We start from the raw sequence: 19,436 nt of genomic DNA, 5'->3' as shown, positions 1-19,436 counted from the left end.
CGAGCGTGGCCCGTGTCCGGGTAATTGCGGGCAGCTGGCGGACCAACTGGGGATATCAGCACTTGGCACGGCACAATAGACCCATGAGTGCCATCGCTTTCCTCGCTGCCGATCCCGATGGCTACGCCCTGATTGATCTTCGGGACCAGCAGTCAGGCAGCTTATTGCAGCCGGTCACCCCGGTGGATGCCGAGGCTTTCCCCAGCGTTGTTGCCGGCTTGGAAACACAGCACAGCCCGCGCTGGGTGATGCTCCGTACCGACCCGTGGATGCGCCCGCTCATAGCCGCTGGAGTGCATCTGGCCAAGGCCCATATTCTCTGCCTAGCCCAACGCATCTTGCATCGCAGCCCATTGGCTTCCAAGGAGCTTGAGGATTTCGACCTTGAACGCCCAGTTCAATCCTTTGAACCGGCTAATCAAGATGCGCTCTTCGCAGCCCCGAGTTCCGGCGAATCGCTTTCCGAGATCATCGCCGTGTACTTGTCCCAGCGTGAGGCCTTGCCGCAGGATCCCGGCCCCGGCCAGCGTCTTGAGCTGCTGATCCATGCTGAGTCGGTGGGTGCCTTGATCGCTTGCGAGATGGAAGCGGCCGGCCTGTCTTGGGATGAGGCCGGGCATCGGGCCTTGCTGCGCGAACAATTGGGCCCCCGCGTCTCCGATTACGGGCGGCCACCCACGCTGGCGGCCAAAGCCCAGCAACTGGCAACGGCATTAGGCACTCCGGGACTCAACCCGGATTCTCCGCAAGAGCTGCTGCGCGCCCTGCATAAAGCTGGTTTCGCCGTCAGCTCGGTGCGTGCGTGGGAATTGGAACAGCTCAACCACCCATTGATTGCTGAGGTTCTCGAATATAAGAAGCTTTCGCGTCTGGCCAGCACCCACGGTGATGCGTGGCTGGACCAGTGGGTGAAAAATGGGCGGTTCCATCCGCATTATGTTCTGGGAACTGTTACTTCGGGACGTTGGGCCGCTTCCGGTGGCGGGGCGTTGCAACTGCCCCATTCCATCCGCCAAGTTGTGCGTACCCGCGAAGGTTCCACTTTCGTGGTGGCCGATGGACGGCAGCTTGAACCGCGTATCCTGGCCGCCATCTCCAATGACCAGCAGCTGCAAAAGGCGGGCCAGCAAGATGACCTGTACCAGTGGCTGCTGGATGCCAAGCTCGTAGCGACCCGTAATGATGCAAAGCTGGGGATGCTATCGGTGATTTATGGCGGCGGGGGCGGTGCCAGTGGCGCCGTAGGCGCGGCGCTCACCCGCAGTTTTCCCACCGCAATGCGTTTCGTGGAGCAGGCCGCTGCTACCGGACAACAGGGCGGGGGCGTGCGCAGCTTCCTGGGCCGCGGCTGCCCGCCAGCCGATGAGCAGTGGCTGGCGGGGCAGAAAGCTACCAGCGATGAAGCCTCGCAGCGTGCTGCTGACAGTGCGGCCAGGGCCCGTGGCCGGTTCACCAGGAACTTCGTAGTTCAAGCGACTGCAGCAGAGTGGGCGCTGGTATGGATGGGCCACGCGCGGCATCTGATCCACCAAGCCGGGTGGAGCCGCATCTGCAAGCAGGTGTTCTTTGTCCATGACGAGATTGTTTTCGAATGCCCTACCGAACTTGCCCCGCAGTTGCAGGAAGTGATCCGGCACGCGGCCATGCTCGCCGGGCGCACCCTCTTTGGACAGGATTCTCCGCGCTTCCCGGTCAGCGTGGCCATTAGCGACAACTATGCAGAGGCCAAATAAGCGATATCAGGCCATGCGCAGTTCGCGCCGGCTGCTCCACGGCCGGGTCCAACCCAGCTCGTTGAACAAACGCTCCAGCACGATGGCGGTGAAACCCCAGATGATCCGGTCTTCGAATTCAAAGGCAGGGGATTTGAACTTCTGGTTCGACCGGTGCACCACAGCGGTCAGCCGATTTTTCGGGTCCAGCAGGTGGGCTACCGGGGCGCGGAACACCCCGGCGCTTTCGGCAGGGTCTGCCGGATACACTTCGGATTCGGTGTGCCACCAGCCCAGCACCGGGGTGACCAGGAAGTTCGAGACCGGCAATTCGGTTTCGCCTAGGTTGCCCAAGACCTCGATACCCGAGGTCTGGACCCCGGTTTCCTCCCACGCTTCGCGCAAGGCCGCATCCGCGACGCTGGAATCTTCTTGGTCGATTCCCCCGCCGGGGAAGGCAACCTGTCCGGCGTGCTTGCGCAGCGTGGCGGCGCGTTCCACGAACAACAGGTCCAGGTCTTCAACCCCTGAGTCCGGTTGCAACATTCTCTGCCCGGCACCGCCGAAGAGGATCAGCACCGCGGCACGCCGTGCGGCGCTGAGCTCCATCTGGCTCATAACCCATTCATTGGGCAGCTTCTGGCTGGCCCCCACCTGCGATTCATGGCGGGCAATGACTTTTTCCAATTCCAAGCGTGCGCTCATGCGTCTAGTCCATATCCTTCGGCTCGCAGCTCGCGGCGGGTGGCACCGGCGATCATTTTCGCCAGCAGTTCCTCCCGCCCTGGTGCGAGCTCATACTTGAGCAACGCTTTGGCCTTGGCTGGTATTTCCTCGCCGATGCCGTAAGACGGGCAGAGCTTGGCAATCACGCAGGCCCCGCAGGCTGGTTTGCGCGAGTGGCATACGCGCCGTCCATGGAATACCACCCGGTGGCTGAGCATCGTCCAGTCGCGCTTTTCAAAAAGTTCGCCCACCGCGAGCTCGACCTTGACCGGATCGGTTTCATCGGTCCATCCGAAGCGATTGGCCAGACGCCCGAAGTGCGTATCAACGGTGATCCCCGGAACCCCAAAGGCATTGCCCAGAACCACATTGGCGGTCTTGCGCCCTACCCCGGGAAGTTTCACCAGCTCTTCGAGCTTGTTGGGCACCTGCCCGTCGAAGCGGTCAACCAGGGCGGCGGAAAGCCCGAGCAGGGACTCGGTTTTGGCGCGGAAGAAACCGGTTGGGCGGATCAGCTCTTCTAGTTCGCTGCGCTCAGCCTGGCTCATGGCCAGGGCATCAGGGAAGCGGGCGAAAAGCGCTGGGGTGATGGCGTTGACCCGCACATCGGTAGTCTGCGCAGAGAGCACGGTAGCCACCAGCAGTTCAAATGGATTCCCAAAGTCCAGTTCGGGCACCGCGTAGGGATAGGTCTGGGCCAATTCCCGGTTGATTTTGCGTGCTCGGCGCTTCAGTCCCAGTTCAGTTTCGTTTTTCAATTTCTTCGCCACGCAATAGATCGTGTCATGAGGTCGCGAACTTTTCACCCATGGACACCATTCGCGCGTGCAGTTCATCGCACCCCGTTGACCGCTTGGCGCACAATTTGCCCCATTTCCCCTTTCATCGTGACACAAACCACGTTGGCACCCGGCACAGGATGTAACTTTGATCACAGAGAAACTATTTGCCGTCATGCGGAAGGACGCGAACACAGTGAGTGATTCGAAAACCCTGGACAACCTGTCGACCGAAACCCGTTCATTTGCTCCAAGCAAGAACTTCAGCGACCAAGCCATCGCCACCCAGGCTCGCTACGACGCGGCCAATGCCGATCGCTTGGGCTACTGGGCGGACCAAGCACGCCAGGTACTGACTTGGGACACCGACTTCACCGAAACCTTGGACTGGTCGCAAGCACCGGTAGCCAAGTGGTTTGTCGGCGGAAAGCTCAACGCGGCTTACAACGCGCTGGACCGCCACGTGGAAAATGGCCTGGGCGACCGGGTTGCCATCTACTTCGAGGGCGAGCCGGGCGATACCCGCACCTACACCTATGCGCAGCTGACCGAAGAGGTCAAGAAGGCCGCCAACGCTTTCGAGTCCCTGGGCGTAGCCAAGGGCGACCGCGTGGCTGTCTACCTGCCGATGATCCCCGAGGCGGTCATTACCATGCTGGCCTGCGCCCGCATCGGCGCCATCCACTCGGTAGTCTTCGGCGGCTTCTCCGCCGACGCACTGCGCAGCCGCATCGATGACGCGGATGCCAAGCTCGTGGTCACCGCCGATGGCACCTGGCGCCGTGGCAAACCATCGCCGCTGAAGCCAGCGGTCGACGAGGCCCTGTCCGCACCGGGACACACCGTGCAGAACGTGCTGGTGGTCAAGCGCAATGGCGAACCAACCGAATTCGGATCGCTCGATAAGTGGTGGGATGACGTGGTGGGCGCGGCCTCCACCGAGCACACCGCAGTCGCCCACGACTCCGAGCACCCGTTGTTCGTGCTCTACACCTCGGGCACCACCGGCAAGCCAAAGGGCATCGTGCACACCACCGGCGGCTTCCTGACCCAGGGCGCAGTCACCCACCGCGACACCTTCGACCTGCACCCGGAAACCGATGTCTTCTGGTGCACCGCGGACATCGGCTGGGTCACCGGCCACTCCTATGTCACCTACGCCCCGCTGATCAACGGCGCTACCCAGGTGATCTATGAAGGCACCCCGGACACCCCGCACCAGGGCCGCTGGTGGGAACTGGTGGAGAAGTACGGCGTGACCATCTTGTACACCGCACCCACCGCGATCCGCACCTTCATGAAGTGGGGACGGGAGATCCCGGATGGCTATGACCTCTCCTCGCTGCGCGTGCTCGGCTCGGTAGGCGAACCGATCAACCCTGAAGCGTGGATGTGGTACCGCGATGTCATCGGCACCAACAACGGCAAGAACGGCGAACGCAAGGAACACCCGACCCCGATCGTGGACACCTGGTGGCAGACCGAAACCGGCGCGCACATGATCGCACCGCTTCCAGGAGTCACCGCCACCAAGCCGGGTTCGGCCCAGGTAGCAGTTCCGGGCATCGCCATCGACGTGGTGGATGAAGCCGGCGAGTCCGTGGCCAACGGCCAAGGCGGCTTCCTGGTCATCCGCGAGCCATGGCCAGCAATGCTGCGTGGCATCTGGGGCGACATGGACCGCTACAAGGAGACTTACTGGTCCCGCTACGAAAACATGTACTTCGCTGGCGACGGCGCCAAGAAGGATGCTGACGGCGACATCTGGCTGCTGGGCCGCGTGGATGACGTGATGAACGTATCCGGGCACCGCCTGTCCACCACCGAAATCGAATCCTCGCTGGTAGCCCACCCGTACGTGGCGGAAGCCGCAGTGGTTGGTGCCAAGGACGACACGACCGGCGAAGCCGTCGTAGCGTTCGTGATCCTGCAGACCGAGCCAGCCGAGGGCGAAGACGTTGTGGCTACCCTGCGCAACCACGTAGGCAAGGATATTGGCCCTATCGCCAAGCCGAAGCACGTGCTGGTGGTCCCAGAGCTGCCTAAGACCCGTTCGGGCAAGATCATGCGCCGCCTACTCAAGGATGTGGCTGAAGGCCGCGAGGTCGGCGATGCCACCACGCTCTCGGACTCGACGGTGATGAGCCAGATCGCGCAGTCCATGGGCAAGTAGCCACAATACGCACTGACACCGCAAGCCGCCGTCCTTTCACTACTTTGCAAGTGATAGGACGGCGGCTTGGTTGTATTACAGGCGCGGGGAAATTGACCGGGATTGGGCTGGTTGTGTAATAGATTTGAGTCCATGACTGAGAATGCATCGCACACCATCTTGTTGCTCAATGGCCCCAACCTGAATCTGCTGGGCACCCGCGAGCCGGAGATCTACGGCCACGACACGCTGGCCGATGTAGAACAGCTCTGCCGCGAAACCGCAGCTTCGCTGGGCTTTGAATTGCGTGCCGTGCAGTCCAACCACGAGGGCGTGCTGATTGATGCGATTCATGAGGCCCGCACTACCGCGGCTGGAATCGTCATGAACCCGGGGGCCTTCACCCACACCTCGGTGGCTCTGGCCGATGCGATCAGCGGGGTTCAGCTGCCCACCATCGAGGTGCACATTTCCAATGTGCACCAGCGCGAGGCCTTCCGCCACCATTCCTTCATCTCACCGGTTGCCAGCTCGATTATTGTCGGTGCGGGCGTAAACGGCTACAAGCTGGCAGTCCAGCAGCTGGCCCATTTGCTGGGCCGGTAGTCCCACGCCCTTAGCCGGAGATGCAGTCCCCGGTCTTGATGCTGGAGCGTCGATCTGCGCCGATTTCCAGGGCCTTTTCGATTTCTTCCAGGCTCAGCGCGAAGCCCACCTCGTCGTCGCTGCGCGACTTGGCGAAGATCATTCCCACGGCGTCGCCTGAATCATCAAGCAGCGGCCCGCCGGAATTGCCCTGGGCAACTTCTGCGGTGAGCTGGTACACGGAGATCCGTGAAGGATCGTCACCATAGATATCGGCAATGGAGACAAAGGCGCGGGAAGCAACCATGGCCCCACGGATCTGTTGCGGGCCGCCAGCAGGGTGCCCGACAAATGTTGCTGCGTCTCCACGCATGAGCTCTTCGTCAGCCAGCGGGATCGGTTCGCTTTGCAGTCCTTCGACATAAAGCAGCGCGATGTCGGCCTGCGGATCGAAGTAAACAACTTTTCCGCGGTGAACTTCGTCACCGCCAACCTCCACGGTAGCGGCGCTCAATCCGGCAACCACATGTGCATTGGTCATGACCAGCTCGTGGTCCACAACGAAGCCAGAACCGGTGAGGTTCACACCGCATTGCACCGCGGTGCCCGAGACCTTGGCAGCCGATTGTGCTGCTGCCAGCTGCAGGTCGGTGGCGGCCCATTCCGTATTCTCCGGGGCTTGGACAGGAGGCGCGAAAGGCTCCAGGAATGCGGGAAGCGTTTCGGCGATGACCTTGGAGCGAGCCGTGGAAATTGCGGCATCGACAAACTCCGGTGTCAGACCACGAATTGAGTCGATCATCTTTGACTTGCTGATCTCCAGCGAGAGCCTTGGAATACCCATGCTGGAAGTGGAAAAGGCCAAGCCACCGATGATTGTGGCGGTAATGAACACCGAAAGCACGCCGCCGGCCAACCGGTCCGCGGCGCGCAGGAAATCGACGTTCATCCAGTGCCTGATCCGGGTGGCGATCACCCGTCCCAACGCTTGGCCGAGAATGATCAGCACCGAGGCTGTGGCGACCATCAGGCCCACACGCCACCAGGGGTTCGTGGCGAAGGTGGAGACCAGCGGGATGGCAAAGAACGCGGCGACACCGCCAACGATCAAGCCGAGCATGTCGCCGATGGTCAGCAGGAAGCCTCGACGCACTCCAATGATGAAAAACATCAGCAAAACAGCGCAGATGACTACGTCGAGCCAGCTGAAAATTCCGAGCACCAAGACCCCAGTTCATTCATAAAGTTCGTATAAACCCAAGGTACCCTTAGAAGCTGATGGATTTCTGCGAGCAGATTCGCGAGTTTTGGCCGAATGTGCGTGATTTTCAACATTTTCTTGGTTAAACCACGTGTGGAAACTGTCACATTGTTACCGAATACGGCACAATGAAGTAAGCGCCTACTACTGTTGACAGGAGTTTTAATGGATATCGAGGTACTGCGTCGCGCGCCACTGTTTGCGTCGCTTGGTGATGAAGTTTTCGCCGCGCTAACCGAAGAATTGACCGAGGTTGATCTGTCCCGCGGTGCGTCGGTGTTCCGTGAAGGCGATCAGGGTGACCGTTTGTACTTCATCGTTTCTGGCAAGATCAAGCTGGGTCGCACCTCTTCGGATGGCCGAGAAAACCTGATTGCTGTTCTTGGCCCAGGCGAACTGTTTGGCGAGATGGCACTGTTCGATCCACACCCACGTAACGCAACTGCTACTGCCGTGTCTGAAACCCGTTTGGCGGGTCTGAGCCACGACAACATGCGCAAGGCTATCTTGAACTCCCCTGAGGTCTCGATCCAGCTGTTGCAGGCTCTGGCTGCACGTCTGCGTCGAACCAACGAGTCCTTGGCCGACTTGGTTTTCTCCGACGTTCCTGGCCGTGTTGCCAAGGCACTGTTGGATCTGGCTGACCGCTTCGGCCGCCCGGCTACCGATGGCATCCTGGTTGCTCACGAGCTGACCCAGGAAGAATTGGCTCAGCTGGTTGGTGCTTCCCGCGAAACCGTGAACAAGGCCCTGGCCGAGTTCGTGCAGCGCGGTTGGCTGCGTCTGGAAGCACGCGCCGTCGTGATTCTGGACATCCAGCGTTTGCGCCAGCGCTCGCGCTAAATCGAAGTTATTCAACTCAGGCCGAAAATCCTCGCGGATTTTCGGCCTGAGTCGTTTAAGCGTGCTCGCAGTTCGAGCTTCAGTGCCCGGCAGAGGCCTGCCATGGACGAGTGGATTCAGCGCTGATGGAGCCTAGGACTTCCAAATAGTAGATGCCATCACGCACCAGCAGGTCCGGATGCTTCAGGTTCAAGGAGCGGGCTCGTGAAAGATAGGCGACCACTCCGTTGGCTTCCGCCATGGCTTCCAAGATCATTTCCACCGCCGGGTAGGTGATCTCCGAGAGAATCAGGTTCACGGTATTGGGCTGTCCCACGATATCGCCCAGCTCGCTGGTATTGCGCTTGGCCAGCACTTCACCAGCAGAAAGCCAACGCCCCCATTTACCCTTGCCGCGCAGCAAGGTTGCCTCTTGGCGGTTGGGCACAGTAGCGGTGAAGTACCAGGTGTCGAAGCGGCGCAGGGCGAAGTTCGGGTTCAGCCAGTGCGATACCGGGCGCAAGAGGTCGGTGCGCAAGCCAAGCCCGCGCCGACGCAGGAATTCGTCGAATCCAAGATCCTGTCCAGCGATCGACTCGCGGGCGGTCATCCAGTCATCGGCGTCGGTCATTTCGACCACGGACTGCTCGTCGGTTCCCGCAAGCAGGATTCCGGTCTCTTCGAAGAGCTCGCGGATGGCGCACACGATATAGGACTGGACCAGCTGCTGGTCCAGCATGTCCATGCGCTTGGACCATTGGGACAGGCTCGGGCCGAACCATTGGTAGTTCGCCCAGTCGCTAGCCTCACGGCTACCGCCAGGAAAGGCTACGTTGCCCATAGGCGATCCGCCAGGGCGATAGGTCAAGTAAGTCTCCACGCCGTGAGAAGAGTCCCGCACAAGGCAAACAGCCGACGCGCGCCGCGGGGTACGCGGAGTGCGTGAGCCAAAAGAGAACCAGTTCTCGGCGGTAGCAATTTGATGTGGCGGCAAATCAAAGAGCCGGCGCACCATACCGCTGCGCGGCCCCGACCGGAAGGCCCGTCGGGGCCGCGCAGCAGGAAACTGGCTTGAATTACTCAAATTCGGCGATGACCTCGACCTCGACCGGAGCATTCAGTGGCAGAACGGCAACGCCGACTGCTGATCGCGCGTGCAGGCCTGCGTCGCCGAGGACTTCACCGAAGAATTCCGATGCCCCGTTGATCACTCCTGGCTGTCCGGTGAACTCCGGTGCAGATGACACGAAACCGACAACCTTCACGATGCGCTTAATGCGATCTAGGTCACCAATTTCAGCCTTGATGGCGGCCAGCGCGTTCAGCGCTGCGGTCTGTGCCTGGGCCTTGGCTTCTCCAGCCGAAACCTCTGCGCCAACCTTTCCAACCGCTGTGAGTTCACCATTAATCAACGGTAGCTGGCCGGAGGTGTAGACGTAGTTGCCGGTGGTGATGGCAGGCAGGTAGGCAGCTACCGGCTTGGCTACGGCTGGCAAGGCATGACCGAGCTCGGCAAGACGAGCTTCGACACGCGAAGAAGTAGCTTCTTGCATGGGATTTCTCCTTTAGTGAATGTTGTTTCTAGTTATGCTTTTGGACGCTTCATGTAGGCCACTGGAGACGAGCCGTTAGGGCCTGGAACCACGGTTACCAGCTCCCAACCGTCGTCTCCCCACTGGTCCAGAATCTGCTTCGTAGCGTGAATCAAAAGTGGCAAAGTTGCGTATTCCCATTTAGTCATACTCGATACGTTAGCGCGTCCTTGTAAACTAGTGGGTATGGCAGCCAAGAAGTCCCCCTTTTTTGATACCGCTACCACTCTGGGAAAAGTCGTTGCATTCTTCGGAATCAGCGCCCTGTGTGGTGTGCTCGCAGCAGGCATGCTCGTGCCCATTGCGGCAATCGCTAAAACCGGTTTGACCACCGGTAATAACATTGTCACCGCGCTTCCGAGCTCGTTTGAAAAGCTCCCGATCCCGGAGCCTTCCAAGATCCTGGATGCCGATGGTAAAACCATCGCGACTTTCTACCAGCAAAACCGCCAGCCTGTGAAGCTAGATGACATCTCGCCAAACATGCGCAAGGCGATCATCTCGGTGGAAGACGAGCGTTTCTACGAGCACAGCGGCATCGATCCTAAGGGCATCGCCCGTGCTGTCGTCAGCAACCTCACCTCCTCAAGCCGCTCCGGCGCGTCCACCTTGACCCAGCAGTACGTCAATAACTTGCTGGTGAACAACCAGATCCTTACCGGTGCCGATGAGACCACCGTGTCGGGCAACAAGGACTACGCCGACAAGATCCGCGAATTGAAGTACGCGGTAGCGATCGAGAAGGAAATGTCCAAGGACGAGATCCTGGAAGGCTACCTGAACCTCGTGCTCTTCTCGGGTCGCGAGTACGGCGTGCAGGCTGCCGCCCAGCGCTTCTACTCCATCGACGCCAAGGACCTGAACGTTCAGCAGTCGGCCATGCTCGCGGGCATGGTCCAGCTGCCAAATGTCTACAATCCGCTGAACAACCCTGAACGTTCCATGGATCGCCGCAATAAGGTGCTGGGCAACATGTACCGCGCCGGTGCGATCACCAAGAAGGAATACGACAAGGCCGTCAAGTCCGATCTGGAATTGAAGCCGAGCTCTTCCCCATCGGGCTGCACGGCGGCTGACGAAAACGCCTACTTCTGCGATTACGTCACCAACCTCATCCTCACCGATGACGCCTATGGCAAGACCAAGGAAGACCGCGAGAACCTGCTGTACCGCGGTGGCTTGGAGATCAAGACCACGCTGAACAGCAAGCTGAACAAGAAGGCCGCCAAGGACGCAGCGAAGGCTATCGATCCAAAGGCAAAGTCGAACTCCGATATCTTCTCCTCGATCGTTTCGGTTGAGCCTGGCACCGGCAAGATCCTGACCATGGCGCAGAACACCACCTACGGCCCGGAAATCAAGAACTCCGGCGAGAACACCTACTACAACTTCGCAGTTGAGCGTTCACTCGGTGGCGCTGGTGGTTTCCAGGGCGGTTCGACGATGAAGCCTTACACCACCCTGGGCTGGCTGAGCGAAGGCAACCGCATGTACGACAAGATCAACGCCAAGAAGCAGCATTTCGATGCTGGCGACAAGTGGAAGGCTTCTTGCATGCCCGGCGGTACGACCGTGACCGCGGACTGGACTCCTACCAACGCTTCGCCTGGCTTCTTCCGCAAGATGACCGTTGATACTGGCTTGTACTGGTCCATTAACACCGCGACCGTCCAGGAAGCCTTCAGGACCGACCTGTGCACCATCGCCGACTACACCAAGAAGCTTGGCCTGCTCGATCACGGCGCCAAGGGCGGTCCAGCACCGATCAGCCCTGCCAACCCTTCGTTCATCCTCGGTTCAGCGGAAATTACTCCACTGTCACAGGCAGCCGCGTTTGCAGCCTTCGCCAATAAGGGCGAGTACTGCGAACCCCGTGCCATCACCAGCGTGACGGACAAGGACGATAACAAGTACAAGGTTCCGGGAGAATCCTGCTCCCAGCAGGTCGACCCAACCTACGTCGCTGACCTGAACGGCACGTTGAAGAAGATCGCTACCAACCGCGTCTCCAAGGGCCGGGTTTCGGGCCCAATCGCAGGCAAGACCGGTACCAACAACTATGCGACTTCAACCTGGTTCGTCGGTTACACCACCGGAATCTCTACCGCTGCTTGGGTAGGCCGACTCGATGGCAAGGCAGCTAAGAAAGAGAACGAGCTGCACGCCGCAATGGTCAACGACAAGAAGGCCCCTTGGATGGTCGACTCCTCGACCTACGCTGCTCCGCTCTGGGTGGACTTCATGGAAGAGGCCGTGCACGAATACGAACGCAACAACTTCGGTTCCGCTCGTCGCCAGCCACCTCCGCCGAAGCCGAAGCCAGAGGAAGACGATTCCAAGTCGGATTCCAACAGCGAGGACAAGGAAGAGAAGAAGGAAGATTCCAAGCCCAAGGAAGAATCCTCCTCCACGCCCGACTCCGATAGCGGCAATCGCGGCAACGGAAATGGCAAGAAGTCCGATGACTAGCTGAACACTTGAAAGGCCGCGTCCAACTTTGGTTGGACGCGGCCTTTCGGTTTAGATTGGCATAGGAGAACTTCACCAGAAGCTGCTTCCAGGTTTCGAAAGGTCAATGGCACATAAGTCATGGTTGAACAGAATAATTTCGCTTCGGCGCTACGTCATGCCGCTGGTACCGCTGCCCTTGCGACCACCGGTGCTTTGGCACTGGGCGGCGCGCTGGTGGGCTACGGCATGCTCGAAACCCAGAAGTTCGGGCTGCGCCACGAGAGCCTGAAGGTCCTGCCGCGCGGATACCGCGACATCAAGGTCCTGCATCTTTCAGACATCCACATGGTGCCGGGGCAAGAAGCCAAAACCAAATGGCTGCGCGGTTTGGCAGATCTGGAACCTGACTTCGTCATCAACACCGGTGACAACCTCAGCCACCGCAAAGGCGTGCCAGCGTTGATCAAGGCACTCGAACCACTGATGGCTTTCCCTGGCGCATTCGTACCCGGCTCGAACTGCTATTACGCACCGAAGCTGAAGAACCCGTTCAGGTACCTGGCTCCTTCCAACGGCACCCCCAAGCCTGCAACAAGGGACCGGCTGCCCTTCGAAGAAATGCACCGCGCCTTTGGCAGCGCTGGCTGGATCAACATGTCCAACCGTGCGCATTCCACGGTGCTCAACGGCTTGCGCCTGGATCTAACCGGCGTCGATGATCCGCACCTGGAACGCGACCACTTCGCAGGCTGGCCGCGCGGCTCTTCTTCCAGCAACGAGGCACCCCATGTGCGCATTGCGCTGACCCACGCACCCTACCAGCGGGTCCTGGACCAGTTCACCGAGGCGAATGCGGATGTCATTTTCGCCGGTCATACCCATGGCGGCCAGGTCTGCATCCCAGGCTACGGCGCCTTGGTCTCCAACTGCGATCTGCCAACATGGCGTGCGCGCGGACTGACCGATTGGGACTACAACGGCAACACTGTCCCGCTGAATGTCTCGGCCGGCCTGGGCACTTCGCGCTTCGCACCGATTCGCTTTGCTTGCCCTCCAGAAGCAGTGCTGGTTACTTTGACGGCCCGCGACTAGAACGCCGCTTTCTATCCTTAATCCCCGATTGAGCACCATGCTGTTGCTCAATCGGGGATTTTTGCATCCATCCCGAAGTACTTCTTTCGCAAAGTGGCGCATTGATTGAATTATCCCAACTACTGCCGGTAGTCTGTAACTCTGTCAACCTTCTGGATGAATACGGGGTACCGTGGCTCAAGCTCAACAGGACGGCTCAAATGATCCGATTCCGCTCTCCGCAACGCTGAAACGACTGGCCCCATTCGTCAAGCCGATCCTCCCCCGGCTCTTTTGCGGTTTCCTCTGCGCACTAGGCGCCGGCATTGTCGCGCTAGCCATCCCCCAGGTCCTCGCCTGGCTGGTGAATGTCGTCCTGCACCGAGATGGCGCTGCCTCCGAAGTATGGCTTTCAGTTGGCATCGTTGCGGCCTTGGGCTTGGTCGAAGCCTTGCTGATCTTCTTGCGCCGCCAGTTCGTGCTGAACCCGGCAGCAGGCCTTGAAGCGCAGATGCGCATCCGCTTCTATAAGCACCTGCAGCGTCTGCCCGTGGCATTCCATGAACGCTGGGGTTCCGGACAGCTGCTCTCGCGTTCCATGTCGGATTTGAGCCTCTTACGCCGCTGGCTCGCATTCGGGGCCATGATGCTGGTGGTGGAAACCGTCACTGTCATCACCGGCCTGGTATTGATGTTCACCCATTCGTGGATCCTGGGCCTGCTCTACCTGCTGGGGTCCATCCCGATTTCCATCAAGGCCTACCGCTTCCGCAATGACTACCGGGCCGCCAGCCGCCGCAGCCAAGACCAAGCCGGTGACCTGGCCACCGCAGTCGAGGAATCAGTGCACGGTATCCGCGTCATCAAGGCCTTCGGCCGTGGACCGCACGTCTACGAAGGCTTCAGTGCCCAAGCCAAGACCCTGCAGGAAACAGAAATCACCAAGGCCAAGACCCTGGCCAGCTTCCTGCTGACCGTCGTGGCCATCCCCGAAACCATCTTGGGCATCGGATTATTCATCGGCATCACCCAGGTAGCATACGGCTCGCTGAGCGTCGGCTCGCTGGTGGCCTACTTCGCCATCGCGGCGGTGATCGCCGGCCCTGTCGAGGGCATGGGCATGTTGCTGGGCATGACATTGAGTACCAAGACCGCGCTGGACCGCCACTTCGAAGTCATGGACTCCATCAACGACATCGATTCCCCCGCCCAGCCGCGCACCCCTGCACAACGTGATGGCAGCGTCACCTTGGACCATGTGCGATTCGCTTTCCCCGACACCGCCGGAACCCACCGCCCGATCCTTGCGGATATCAATCTCCAGATCCGCCCCGGGGAAACCATGGCTCTGGTGGGCATCACCGGTTCAGGCAAGTCCACCTTGCTGAACCTGATTCCGCGCCTGCATGAAGCAACAGCCGGCCAGGTGCTCGTCCACGGACAGGACGTCAAGCACTGGGATCTGCAGGAACTGCGTTCCGAGGTCGCCGTGGCCTTCGAAGACACCACGCTGTTCTCCACCACCATCCGCGGCAACGTCTTGCTCGGCGCCCCGGGGAACCTCGATGAACGCCAGCGCGAAGCGCTGCTGGCCGAAGCCCTGGACGTAGCCCAAGCCCAATTCGCCTACTCCCTGCCTGAAGGGGTGGATACGCTGATCGGCGAGGAAGGCCTGTCGCTCTCCGGCGGGCAGCGCCAGCGCATCGCATTGGCCCGCGCCATCGCGGCACGTCCCAACGTGCTGGTGCTCGACGACCCGCTCTCGGCCCTGGATGTGCGCACCGAGGAACTGGTCACCGAAAGGCTGCGTGAAGTCCTGGCCGGGACCACCACCTTGATCGTGGCGCATCGTCCCTCGACCGTGATGCTCGCTGACCGCGTGGCGCTGCTGCGCGATGGGCGCATCGATGCGGTGGGCAGCCACACGCACCTGCTGAGCACCAATGAGCACTACCGATTCGTCATTGCCAGCCTGGATGACGAAGAACAGCCAGCCACCGCGGAGGTCTCCCGATGAGCAAGCCCCTAGGCGTCGCCAATGAAGACGCCATCAAGCTCTCTGCTGCTGAACGAAAGGTCGTGCGGCGCCGTTCCTTCAAGCTGTTGGCCGCCCTGGCAGTTCCGCAGAAGAAGCTGTTCATCCTGACCGTCGTGCTGGTGCTGTTCTCCAACGCGGCTCGCGTGCTGCTTCCGGTGCTGATCGCCTTTGCCATCGACTGGACGTTGCCGCAGGTGCGCGAGGGAAATTGGAGCGCGCTGGGCTGGACCGGCGCCGGATACATCGTGTGCGCCATCCTCAGCGGCTTGCTGCTCTCCTGGTACATCACCAGTGCGGCAAAGATTTCCCAAGCCATGCTCTTGGATCTGCGCGAGCAGGTCTTCCGCCACACCCAGCGGCTGAGCTTGGAATTCCATGAGAGCTACACCTCCGGGCGGATCATCTCAAGGCAGACTTCGGATCTTGAAACCCTGCGCGAGCTGCTGGATCAAGGCGTCTCGGAGCTGGCTTCTTCCTGCGTGTTCGTGATCTTCACCCTGATCACGATTTTCTTCCTGGATTGGCGCAGCGGCCTCTTGCTGTGCCTGGCCGCCATCCCGGTGATCATCCTCTTCGTCTGGTACCAGCGCCGTTCCGAGGTGCTCTACCGTGAATCGCGCGTCGTCTCGGCCAAGGTCATCTCCACTTTCGTGGAAACCATGACCGGCATCCGTGCGGTCAAGGCCTTCCGCCGCGAAACTGCCAATGATGAGAACTACTCGGAGATCGCAGAAAAATACCGGGTGAACTCGGTACGCTCCTTCAACCTCTTCGGTGTCCTGCAGCCAGGGCTGGTGTTGATCGGCAACCTGAGCGTGGCCGCGCTGCTGGCCTACGGCGGATTCCGCATCATCGACGGAACCATGCAGGTCGGTGCCATGGTGGCCATCCTTTTGGCCTCCAAGCGCCTGTTCCAGCCAGTCGAGCAGATCGCCATGTTCTACTCTTCGCTGCAGTCTGCCACCGCCGCCTTGGAGAAGGTCTCCGGGCTGTTGGAAGAAGAACCAACGGTGCGCGAACCTGCCGCGCCACGCACCATCGGCAAGGTAGCTGGTGAATTGGTGTTCAAGGACGCGGTCTTCGGCTACGGTGATGGCCCGGTGATCATGGAGCAATTCGACCTGCAGATCCCGGCCGGGCAGACGGTGGCCGTCGTCGGGCAGACCGGCGCCGGCAAATCCACGCTGGCCAAGCTCATTGCCCGCTTCTACGACCTGCGTTCTGGGACCTTGGAACTGGATTCGGTGCCGATCAACGAGCTGTCCAATAAGGAACTGCGCAGGCACGTGGTGATGGTAACCCAGGAGGCGTTTCTCTTCTCCGGCTCGGTAGCGGAGAACATCGCCCTGGGCCGTCCGGGTGCCTCGCTGGAAGATATCCAGAGCGCTGCCCGCGCGGTGGGCGCCCACGAGTTCATCATGGATCTTCCCGAGGGCTACGACACAGATGTGAACAAGCGCGGCGGACGCGTCTCGGCCGGGCAGCGGCAGTTGATTTCCTTTGCCCGCGCTTTCTTGGCAGACCCGGCGGTACTGATCCTGGATGAGGCCACCAGCTCGCTGGATATCCCATCCGAGCGCGCGGTGCAGCGCGGACTGCAAACTTTGCTAGGAAACCGCACCGCACTGATCATCGCCCACCGCCTGTCCACCGTGCAGATCGCGGACCGCGTCCTGGTGGTCCATGACGGCAAGATCACCGAAGATGGCACCCCGGCGCAGCTGATTGCCGATGAAGGCCGCTTCGCGGCCCTGCACAAGGCGTGGAAGGACTCGCTGGTCTAAACCCGCCTAAGACAGCACAATGCCCTGCGCAGATCATCTCGATCTGCGCAGGGCATTGTCGTACTTGGTGCTTCGGCAGCCGATTAGGCCGTGAATGCCGATCCGGTCAGACGCTCGAAAGCTTCAATGTAGCGGGCTCGGGTCTTCTCGATAATCTCAGCTGGCAGCTGCGGTGGTTCTTCACCGGAGTTCTTATCCCAGCCCGATTCAGCCGACGTCAGCCAATCGCGTACGAACTGCTTGTCGAAGCTGGCCTGCGCCTGGCCTGGCTTGTAGGACTGCGCATCCCAGAAACGCGAGGAATCCGGGGTCAGGACCTCATCGCCCAGGGTGATTTCGCCGGTTGCCGGGTCGGCACCGAACTCCACCTTGGTATCGGCCAGGATGATCCCGCGCGTCCGGGCAATCTTCTCGGCCTGCTCGTACAGGGCCACGGTCTTCTCGCGCAGTGCCTCGGACACTTCGGTTCCAACGCGTTCCACGGTCTGGGCGAAGGAGATGTTCTCATCGTGCTCCCCCACCTCGGCCTTGGCCGATGGGGTGAACAATGCTGGGCTCAGGCGCGAGCCGTCCACCAGGCCTTCAGGCAAAGGCAGCTCGCACACGGTCTGCGAAACGTTGTACTCGGCCAGTCCCGAACCGGTCAGGTAGCCGCGGGCGATGCACTCGATCGGGTACATGTCCAGCTTCTTGCACACCATCGCGCGTCCAGCCACCGCGGCAGGAACCTCGGTGGAGATCACGTGGTTGGCGAAATCGCCCAGCTGCTCGAACCACCACAGGCTCAGCTGGGTCAAGACCTTGCCCTTGTCCGGGATCTCGCTGGAGAGCACGAAGTCATAAGCGCTGATGCGGTCGGAGGCCACGACCAGGACACGGTCGGTGTCGTCGAAAGCCACTCCTGCAGGTACGTACAGGTCGCGCACCTTGCCCGAGTAGAAATGGTCCCAACCTTCTAGGTCGAGCACTTCGGTCTGGAATCCTGCCATGAGTTCTGTAGTCCTCTACTTGCTTTCGTTGGCGATGATGATTTCGCCGCGTTGGGCCTTGAGCGCAATGTCGGTGCGTGACTGGGCGCCATCCCAGCTGATCTGTCCAACGCCTGCGTAAGCTGCGGCGCGGGCTGCGGCGAGGTCATCGCCCAGGCCTACCACGGCCAGTACGCGGCCGCCGGAAACAATGATGTTCCCGTCAGCATCGCTGGAAGTGCCGGCATGCATCACATGCACGCCATCCAGGGCGTTAGCTGCCTCCAGGCCGGAGATCACCGCACCCTTGACCGGGGTATCGGGGTAGTTCGCCGCGGCGATGACTACATCGACCGCGGTCTGCTCGGACCAGGTCAGCTGTTCGGCATCGTCGAGCTGGCCCTTGGCTGCTGCCAGCAGGATGCCGCCCAATGGGGTCTTCAGCCGGGCAAGGACAGCCTGGGTTTCCGGATCGCCGAAGCGGGCGTTAAATTCAATGACGCGGATACCGCGCTTGGTGATGGCCAAGCCGCAGTACAGCACACCGGTGAATGGGGTGCCGCGCTTTTCCATTTCGCGCAGTGTCGGGTAGGCGACGCGGTCCATGACTTCGTCCACAAAGGTTTCAGGCAACCATTCCAGCGGCGAGTAGGCACCCATGCCACCGGTGTTCGGGCCTTCATCATTATCGAAGATGCGCTTGAAGTCCTGGGCTGGGGCCAGCGGAACAGCATGCTTGCCATCGCAGATGACGAACAGGGAAACTTCCGGGCCGTCAAGGAATTCTTCGATGACTACGGTGCCACCGGCATCGAAGCAGGCTTGGGCGTGCTCCAGCGCTTCGTCGCGGTCGGTGGTGACCACGACGCCCTTGCCTGCGGCCAGGCCGTCGTCCTTGACGACGTATGGCGCGCCGAAGTCATCCAGCGCGCTGGCTGCTTCTTCGCGGTTGGTGGCCACGTGGGCCATGGCGGTTGGAACTTCAGCGGCAGCCATCACGTTCTTGGCGAAAGCCTTGGAGGCTTCGAGCTGCGCGGCAGCTTCGGTTGGGCCGAAGACCGGGATCTGCGCGGCGATCAGCGCGTCGGCAACGCCGGAAGCCAGCGGGGCTTCTGGGCCGACAACTACCAGATCGCTGCCCAGTTCTTGGGCCAGTGCGACGACGGCTGCAGGGTCCTGCGCGTCGATCGCGTGGGTGGTGACGTCCTGTGCGATACCGGCGTTGCCGGGGGCGCAATGAACTTCGTTGACGTAGGGGTCTGCACTCAGTGCACGGACAATTGCATGCTCACGGCCGCCTGGGCCAATAACCAGTACCTTCACCCGCCCGAGTTTACCGGAGATCCAGCGGGCCAACTGCGTCTATGACGCACTGGCACCGCCCAGATTCCCATGCCGCCAGGCCCGGTGCCCGGCACCTGCCCGATCCTGGATGCGATGCCTGGGCGCACTGGGCGAACGCAGGCAAGTCAGCTCTTGGCCACCGCGGATGCAA

The 19,436-nt window shown here is 60.8% G+C and carries 16 protein-coding genes; 8 read left to right on the top strand and 8 right to left on the bottom strand.

Translation table 11 applies throughout. The features are described from left to right. The first annotated feature begins 83 nt into the window (after positions 1 to 83). Positions 84 to 1,733: a bifunctional 3'-5' exonuclease/DNA polymerase gene (locus AB4Y71_RS02915; RefSeq protein WP_441717837.1), complete on the top strand. Its 1,650-nt coding sequence runs from the start codon at positions 84 to 86 to the stop codon at positions 1,731 to 1,733. Positions 1,734 to 1,739: 6 nt separating this feature from the next. Here AB4Y71_RS02915 and AB4Y71_RS02910 read toward each other — a convergent pair whose 3' ends face one another. Both AB4Y71_RS02910 and nth read right to left on the bottom strand, forming a co-directional pair. Next, the gene (locus tag AB4Y71_RS02910; RefSeq protein WP_441717834.1) at positions 1,740 to 2,417 is read right to left on the bottom strand and encodes an NUDIX hydrolase; all 678 of its coding nucleotides are present in this window, start codon (positions 2,415 to 2,417) and stop codon (positions 1,740 to 1,742) included. Beyond that, on the bottom strand, positions 2,414 to 3,208 hold the full coding sequence (gene nth, locus AB4Y71_RS02905; protein ID WP_441717831.1) for an endonuclease III: 795 nt from the start codon (positions 3,206 to 3,208) through the stop codon (positions 2,414 to 2,416). Before nth ends, AB4Y71_RS02910 begins: the two co-directional genes overlap by 4 nt. A 184-nt stretch (positions 3,209 to 3,392) precedes the next feature. Here nth and acs point away from each other — a divergent pair, with 184 nt between their 5' ends. Continuing rightward, positions 3,393 to 5,390: an acetate--CoA ligase gene (gene acs, locus AB4Y71_RS02900; protein WP_441687287.1), complete on the top strand. Its 1,998-nt coding sequence runs from the start codon at positions 3,393 to 3,395 to the stop codon at positions 5,388 to 5,390. Positions 5,391 to 5,522: 132 nt separating this feature from the next. Further along, on the top strand, positions 5,523 to 5,975 hold the full coding sequence (gene aroQ / locus AB4Y71_RS02895) for a type II 3-dehydroquinate dehydratase (protein ID WP_441687269.1): 453 nt from the start codon (positions 5,523 to 5,525) through the stop codon (positions 5,973 to 5,975). A 10-nt stretch (positions 5,976 to 5,985) separates the two neighbouring features. Here aroQ and AB4Y71_RS02890 read toward each other — a convergent pair whose 3' ends face one another. Further along, positions 5,986 to 7,176 (bottom strand): MarP family serine protease, encoded by a 1,191-nt coding sequence (locus AB4Y71_RS02890; RefSeq protein ID WP_441718490.1) that lies wholly within the window; start codon positions 7,174 to 7,176, stop codon positions 5,986 to 5,988. A gap of 204 nt (positions 7,177 to 7,380) precedes the next feature. Here AB4Y71_RS02890 and AB4Y71_RS02885 point away from each other — a divergent pair, with 204 nt between their 5' ends. Continuing rightward, positions 7,381 to 8,058 (top strand): Crp/Fnr family transcriptional regulator, encoded by a 678-nt coding sequence (locus AB4Y71_RS02885; RefSeq protein WP_013349838.1) that lies wholly within the window; start codon positions 7,381 to 7,383, stop codon positions 8,056 to 8,058. Between the two features lie 79 nt (positions 8,059 to 8,137). Here AB4Y71_RS02885 and AB4Y71_RS02880 read toward each other — a convergent pair whose 3' ends face one another. The 3 genes from AB4Y71_RS02880 to AB4Y71_RS02870 all read right to left on the bottom strand — a co-directional run bounded on the left by AB4Y71_RS02880 (position 8,138) and on the right by AB4Y71_RS02870 (position 9,778). Continuing rightward, positions 8,138 to 9,052: an NUDIX hydrolase gene (locus AB4Y71_RS02880; protein ID WP_441718487.1), complete on the bottom strand. Its 915-nt coding sequence runs from the start codon at positions 9,050 to 9,052 to the stop codon at positions 8,138 to 8,140. A 61-nt stretch (positions 9,053 to 9,113) separates the two neighbouring features. After that, positions 9,114 to 9,590, bottom strand: coding sequence for a RidA family protein (locus tag AB4Y71_RS02875; RefSeq protein ID WP_441717828.1), 477 nt, complete (start codon positions 9,588 to 9,590; stop codon positions 9,114 to 9,116). Between the two features lie 32 nt (positions 9,591 to 9,622). Further along, positions 9,623 to 9,778, bottom strand: a complete 156-nt coding sequence (locus AB4Y71_RS02870; protein WP_013349841.1) for a hypothetical protein — start codon at positions 9,776 to 9,778, stop codon at positions 9,623 to 9,625. A gap of 37 nt (positions 9,779 to 9,815) precedes the next feature. Between AB4Y71_RS02870 and AB4Y71_RS02865 the strand changes: the two genes are divergently transcribed. The 4 genes from AB4Y71_RS02865 to AB4Y71_RS02850 all read left to right on the top strand — a co-directional run bounded on the left by AB4Y71_RS02865 (position 9,816) and on the right by AB4Y71_RS02850 (position 16,973). After that, the gene (locus AB4Y71_RS02865) at positions 9,816 to 12,098 is read left to right on the top strand and encodes a transglycosylase domain-containing protein (protein ID WP_441717825.1); all 2,283 of its coding nucleotides are present in this window, start codon (positions 9,816 to 9,818) and stop codon (positions 12,096 to 12,098) included. Between the two features lie 120 nt (positions 12,099 to 12,218). After that, entirely contained in the window at positions 12,219 to 13,172 is a 954-nt protein-coding gene (locus AB4Y71_RS02860; RefSeq protein WP_441717822.1) for a metallophosphoesterase, read from the top strand. A gap of 172 nt (positions 13,173 to 13,344) precedes the next feature. Next, a complete protein-coding gene (locus AB4Y71_RS02855) occupies positions 13,345 to 15,168 on the top strand; it encodes an ABC transporter ATP-binding protein (RefSeq protein WP_013349844.1) in 1,824 nt (607 codons plus the stop codon). Beyond that, the gene (locus AB4Y71_RS02850; protein WP_441717819.1) at positions 15,165 to 16,973 is read left to right on the top strand and encodes an ABC transporter ATP-binding protein; all 1,809 of its coding nucleotides are present in this window, start codon (positions 15,165 to 15,167) and stop codon (positions 16,971 to 16,973) included. The genes AB4Y71_RS02855 and AB4Y71_RS02850 overlap by 4 nt, the downstream gene beginning before the upstream one ends. A gap of 83 nt (positions 16,974 to 17,056) precedes the next feature. Here AB4Y71_RS02850 and AB4Y71_RS02845 read toward each other — a convergent pair whose 3' ends face one another. Next, positions 17,057 to 17,962 carry a phosphoribosylaminoimidazolesuccinocarboxamide synthase gene (locus AB4Y71_RS02845; RefSeq protein WP_134779638.1) on the bottom strand — a complete coding sequence of 302 codons (906 nt, stop codon included), beginning with the start codon at positions 17,960 to 17,962 and terminating at the stop codon, positions 17,057 to 17,059. Positions 17,963 to 17,977: 15 nt separating this feature from the next. Next, positions 17,978 to 19,264, bottom strand: a complete 1,287-nt coding sequence (gene purD / locus AB4Y71_RS02840; protein ID WP_441687273.1) for a phosphoribosylamine--glycine ligase — start codon at positions 19,262 to 19,264, stop codon at positions 17,978 to 17,980. Positions 19,265 to 19,436: the final 172 nt, after the last annotated feature.

Origin of the sequence: Glutamicibacter sp. MCAF14 (assembly GCF_052114325.1) — a bacterium.
Classification (GTDB): Bacteria; Actinomycetota; Actinomycetes; order Actinomycetales; family Micrococcaceae; genus Glutamicibacter; species Glutamicibacter arilaitensis.
Note: the sequence above shows the minus strand (reverse complement) of the source record. Positions and strands in the feature narration are given on the sequence as shown.

Coding starts and splice junctions, on each gene's coding strand:
- AB4Y71_RS02915 (WP_441717837.1), top strand. CDS start 84: ATGAGTGCCATCGCTTTCCTCGCTGCCGATCCCGATGGCTACGCCCTG.
- AB4Y71_RS02910 (WP_441717834.1), bottom strand. CDS start 2,417: ATGAGCGCACGCTTGGAATTGGAAAAAGTCATTGCCCGCCATGAATCG.
- acs (WP_441687287.1), top strand. CDS start 3,393: ATGCGGAAGGACGCGAACACAGTGAGTGATTCGAAAACCCTGGACAAC.
- aroQ (WP_441687269.1), top strand. CDS start 5,523: ATGACTGAGAATGCATCGCACACCATCTTGTTGCTCAATGGCCCCAAC.
- AB4Y71_RS02885 (WP_013349838.1), top strand. CDS start 7,381: ATGGATATCGAGGTACTGCGTCGCGCGCCACTGTTTGCGTCGCTTGGT.
- AB4Y71_RS02880 (WP_441718487.1), bottom strand. CDS start 9,052: ATGGTGCGCCGGCTCTTTGATTTGCCGCCACATCAAATTGCTACCGCC.
- AB4Y71_RS02875 (WP_441717828.1), bottom strand. CDS start 9,590: ATGCAAGAAGCTACTTCTTCGCGTGTCGAAGCTCGTCTTGCCGAGCTC.
- AB4Y71_RS02870 (WP_013349841.1), bottom strand. CDS start 9,778: ATGACTAAATGGGAATACGCAACTTTGCCACTTTTGATTCACGCTACG.
- AB4Y71_RS02865 (WP_441717825.1), top strand. CDS start 9,816: ATGGCAGCCAAGAAGTCCCCCTTTTTTGATACCGCTACCACTCTGGGA.
- AB4Y71_RS02860 (WP_441717822.1), top strand. CDS start 12,219: ATGGTTGAACAGAATAATTTCGCTTCGGCGCTACGTCATGCCGCTGGT.
- AB4Y71_RS02850 (WP_441717819.1), top strand. CDS start 15,165: ATGAGCAAGCCCCTAGGCGTCGCCAATGAAGACGCCATCAAGCTCTCT.
- AB4Y71_RS02845 (WP_134779638.1), bottom strand. CDS start 17,962: ATGGCAGGATTCCAGACCGAAGTGCTCGACCTAGAAGGTTGGGACCAT.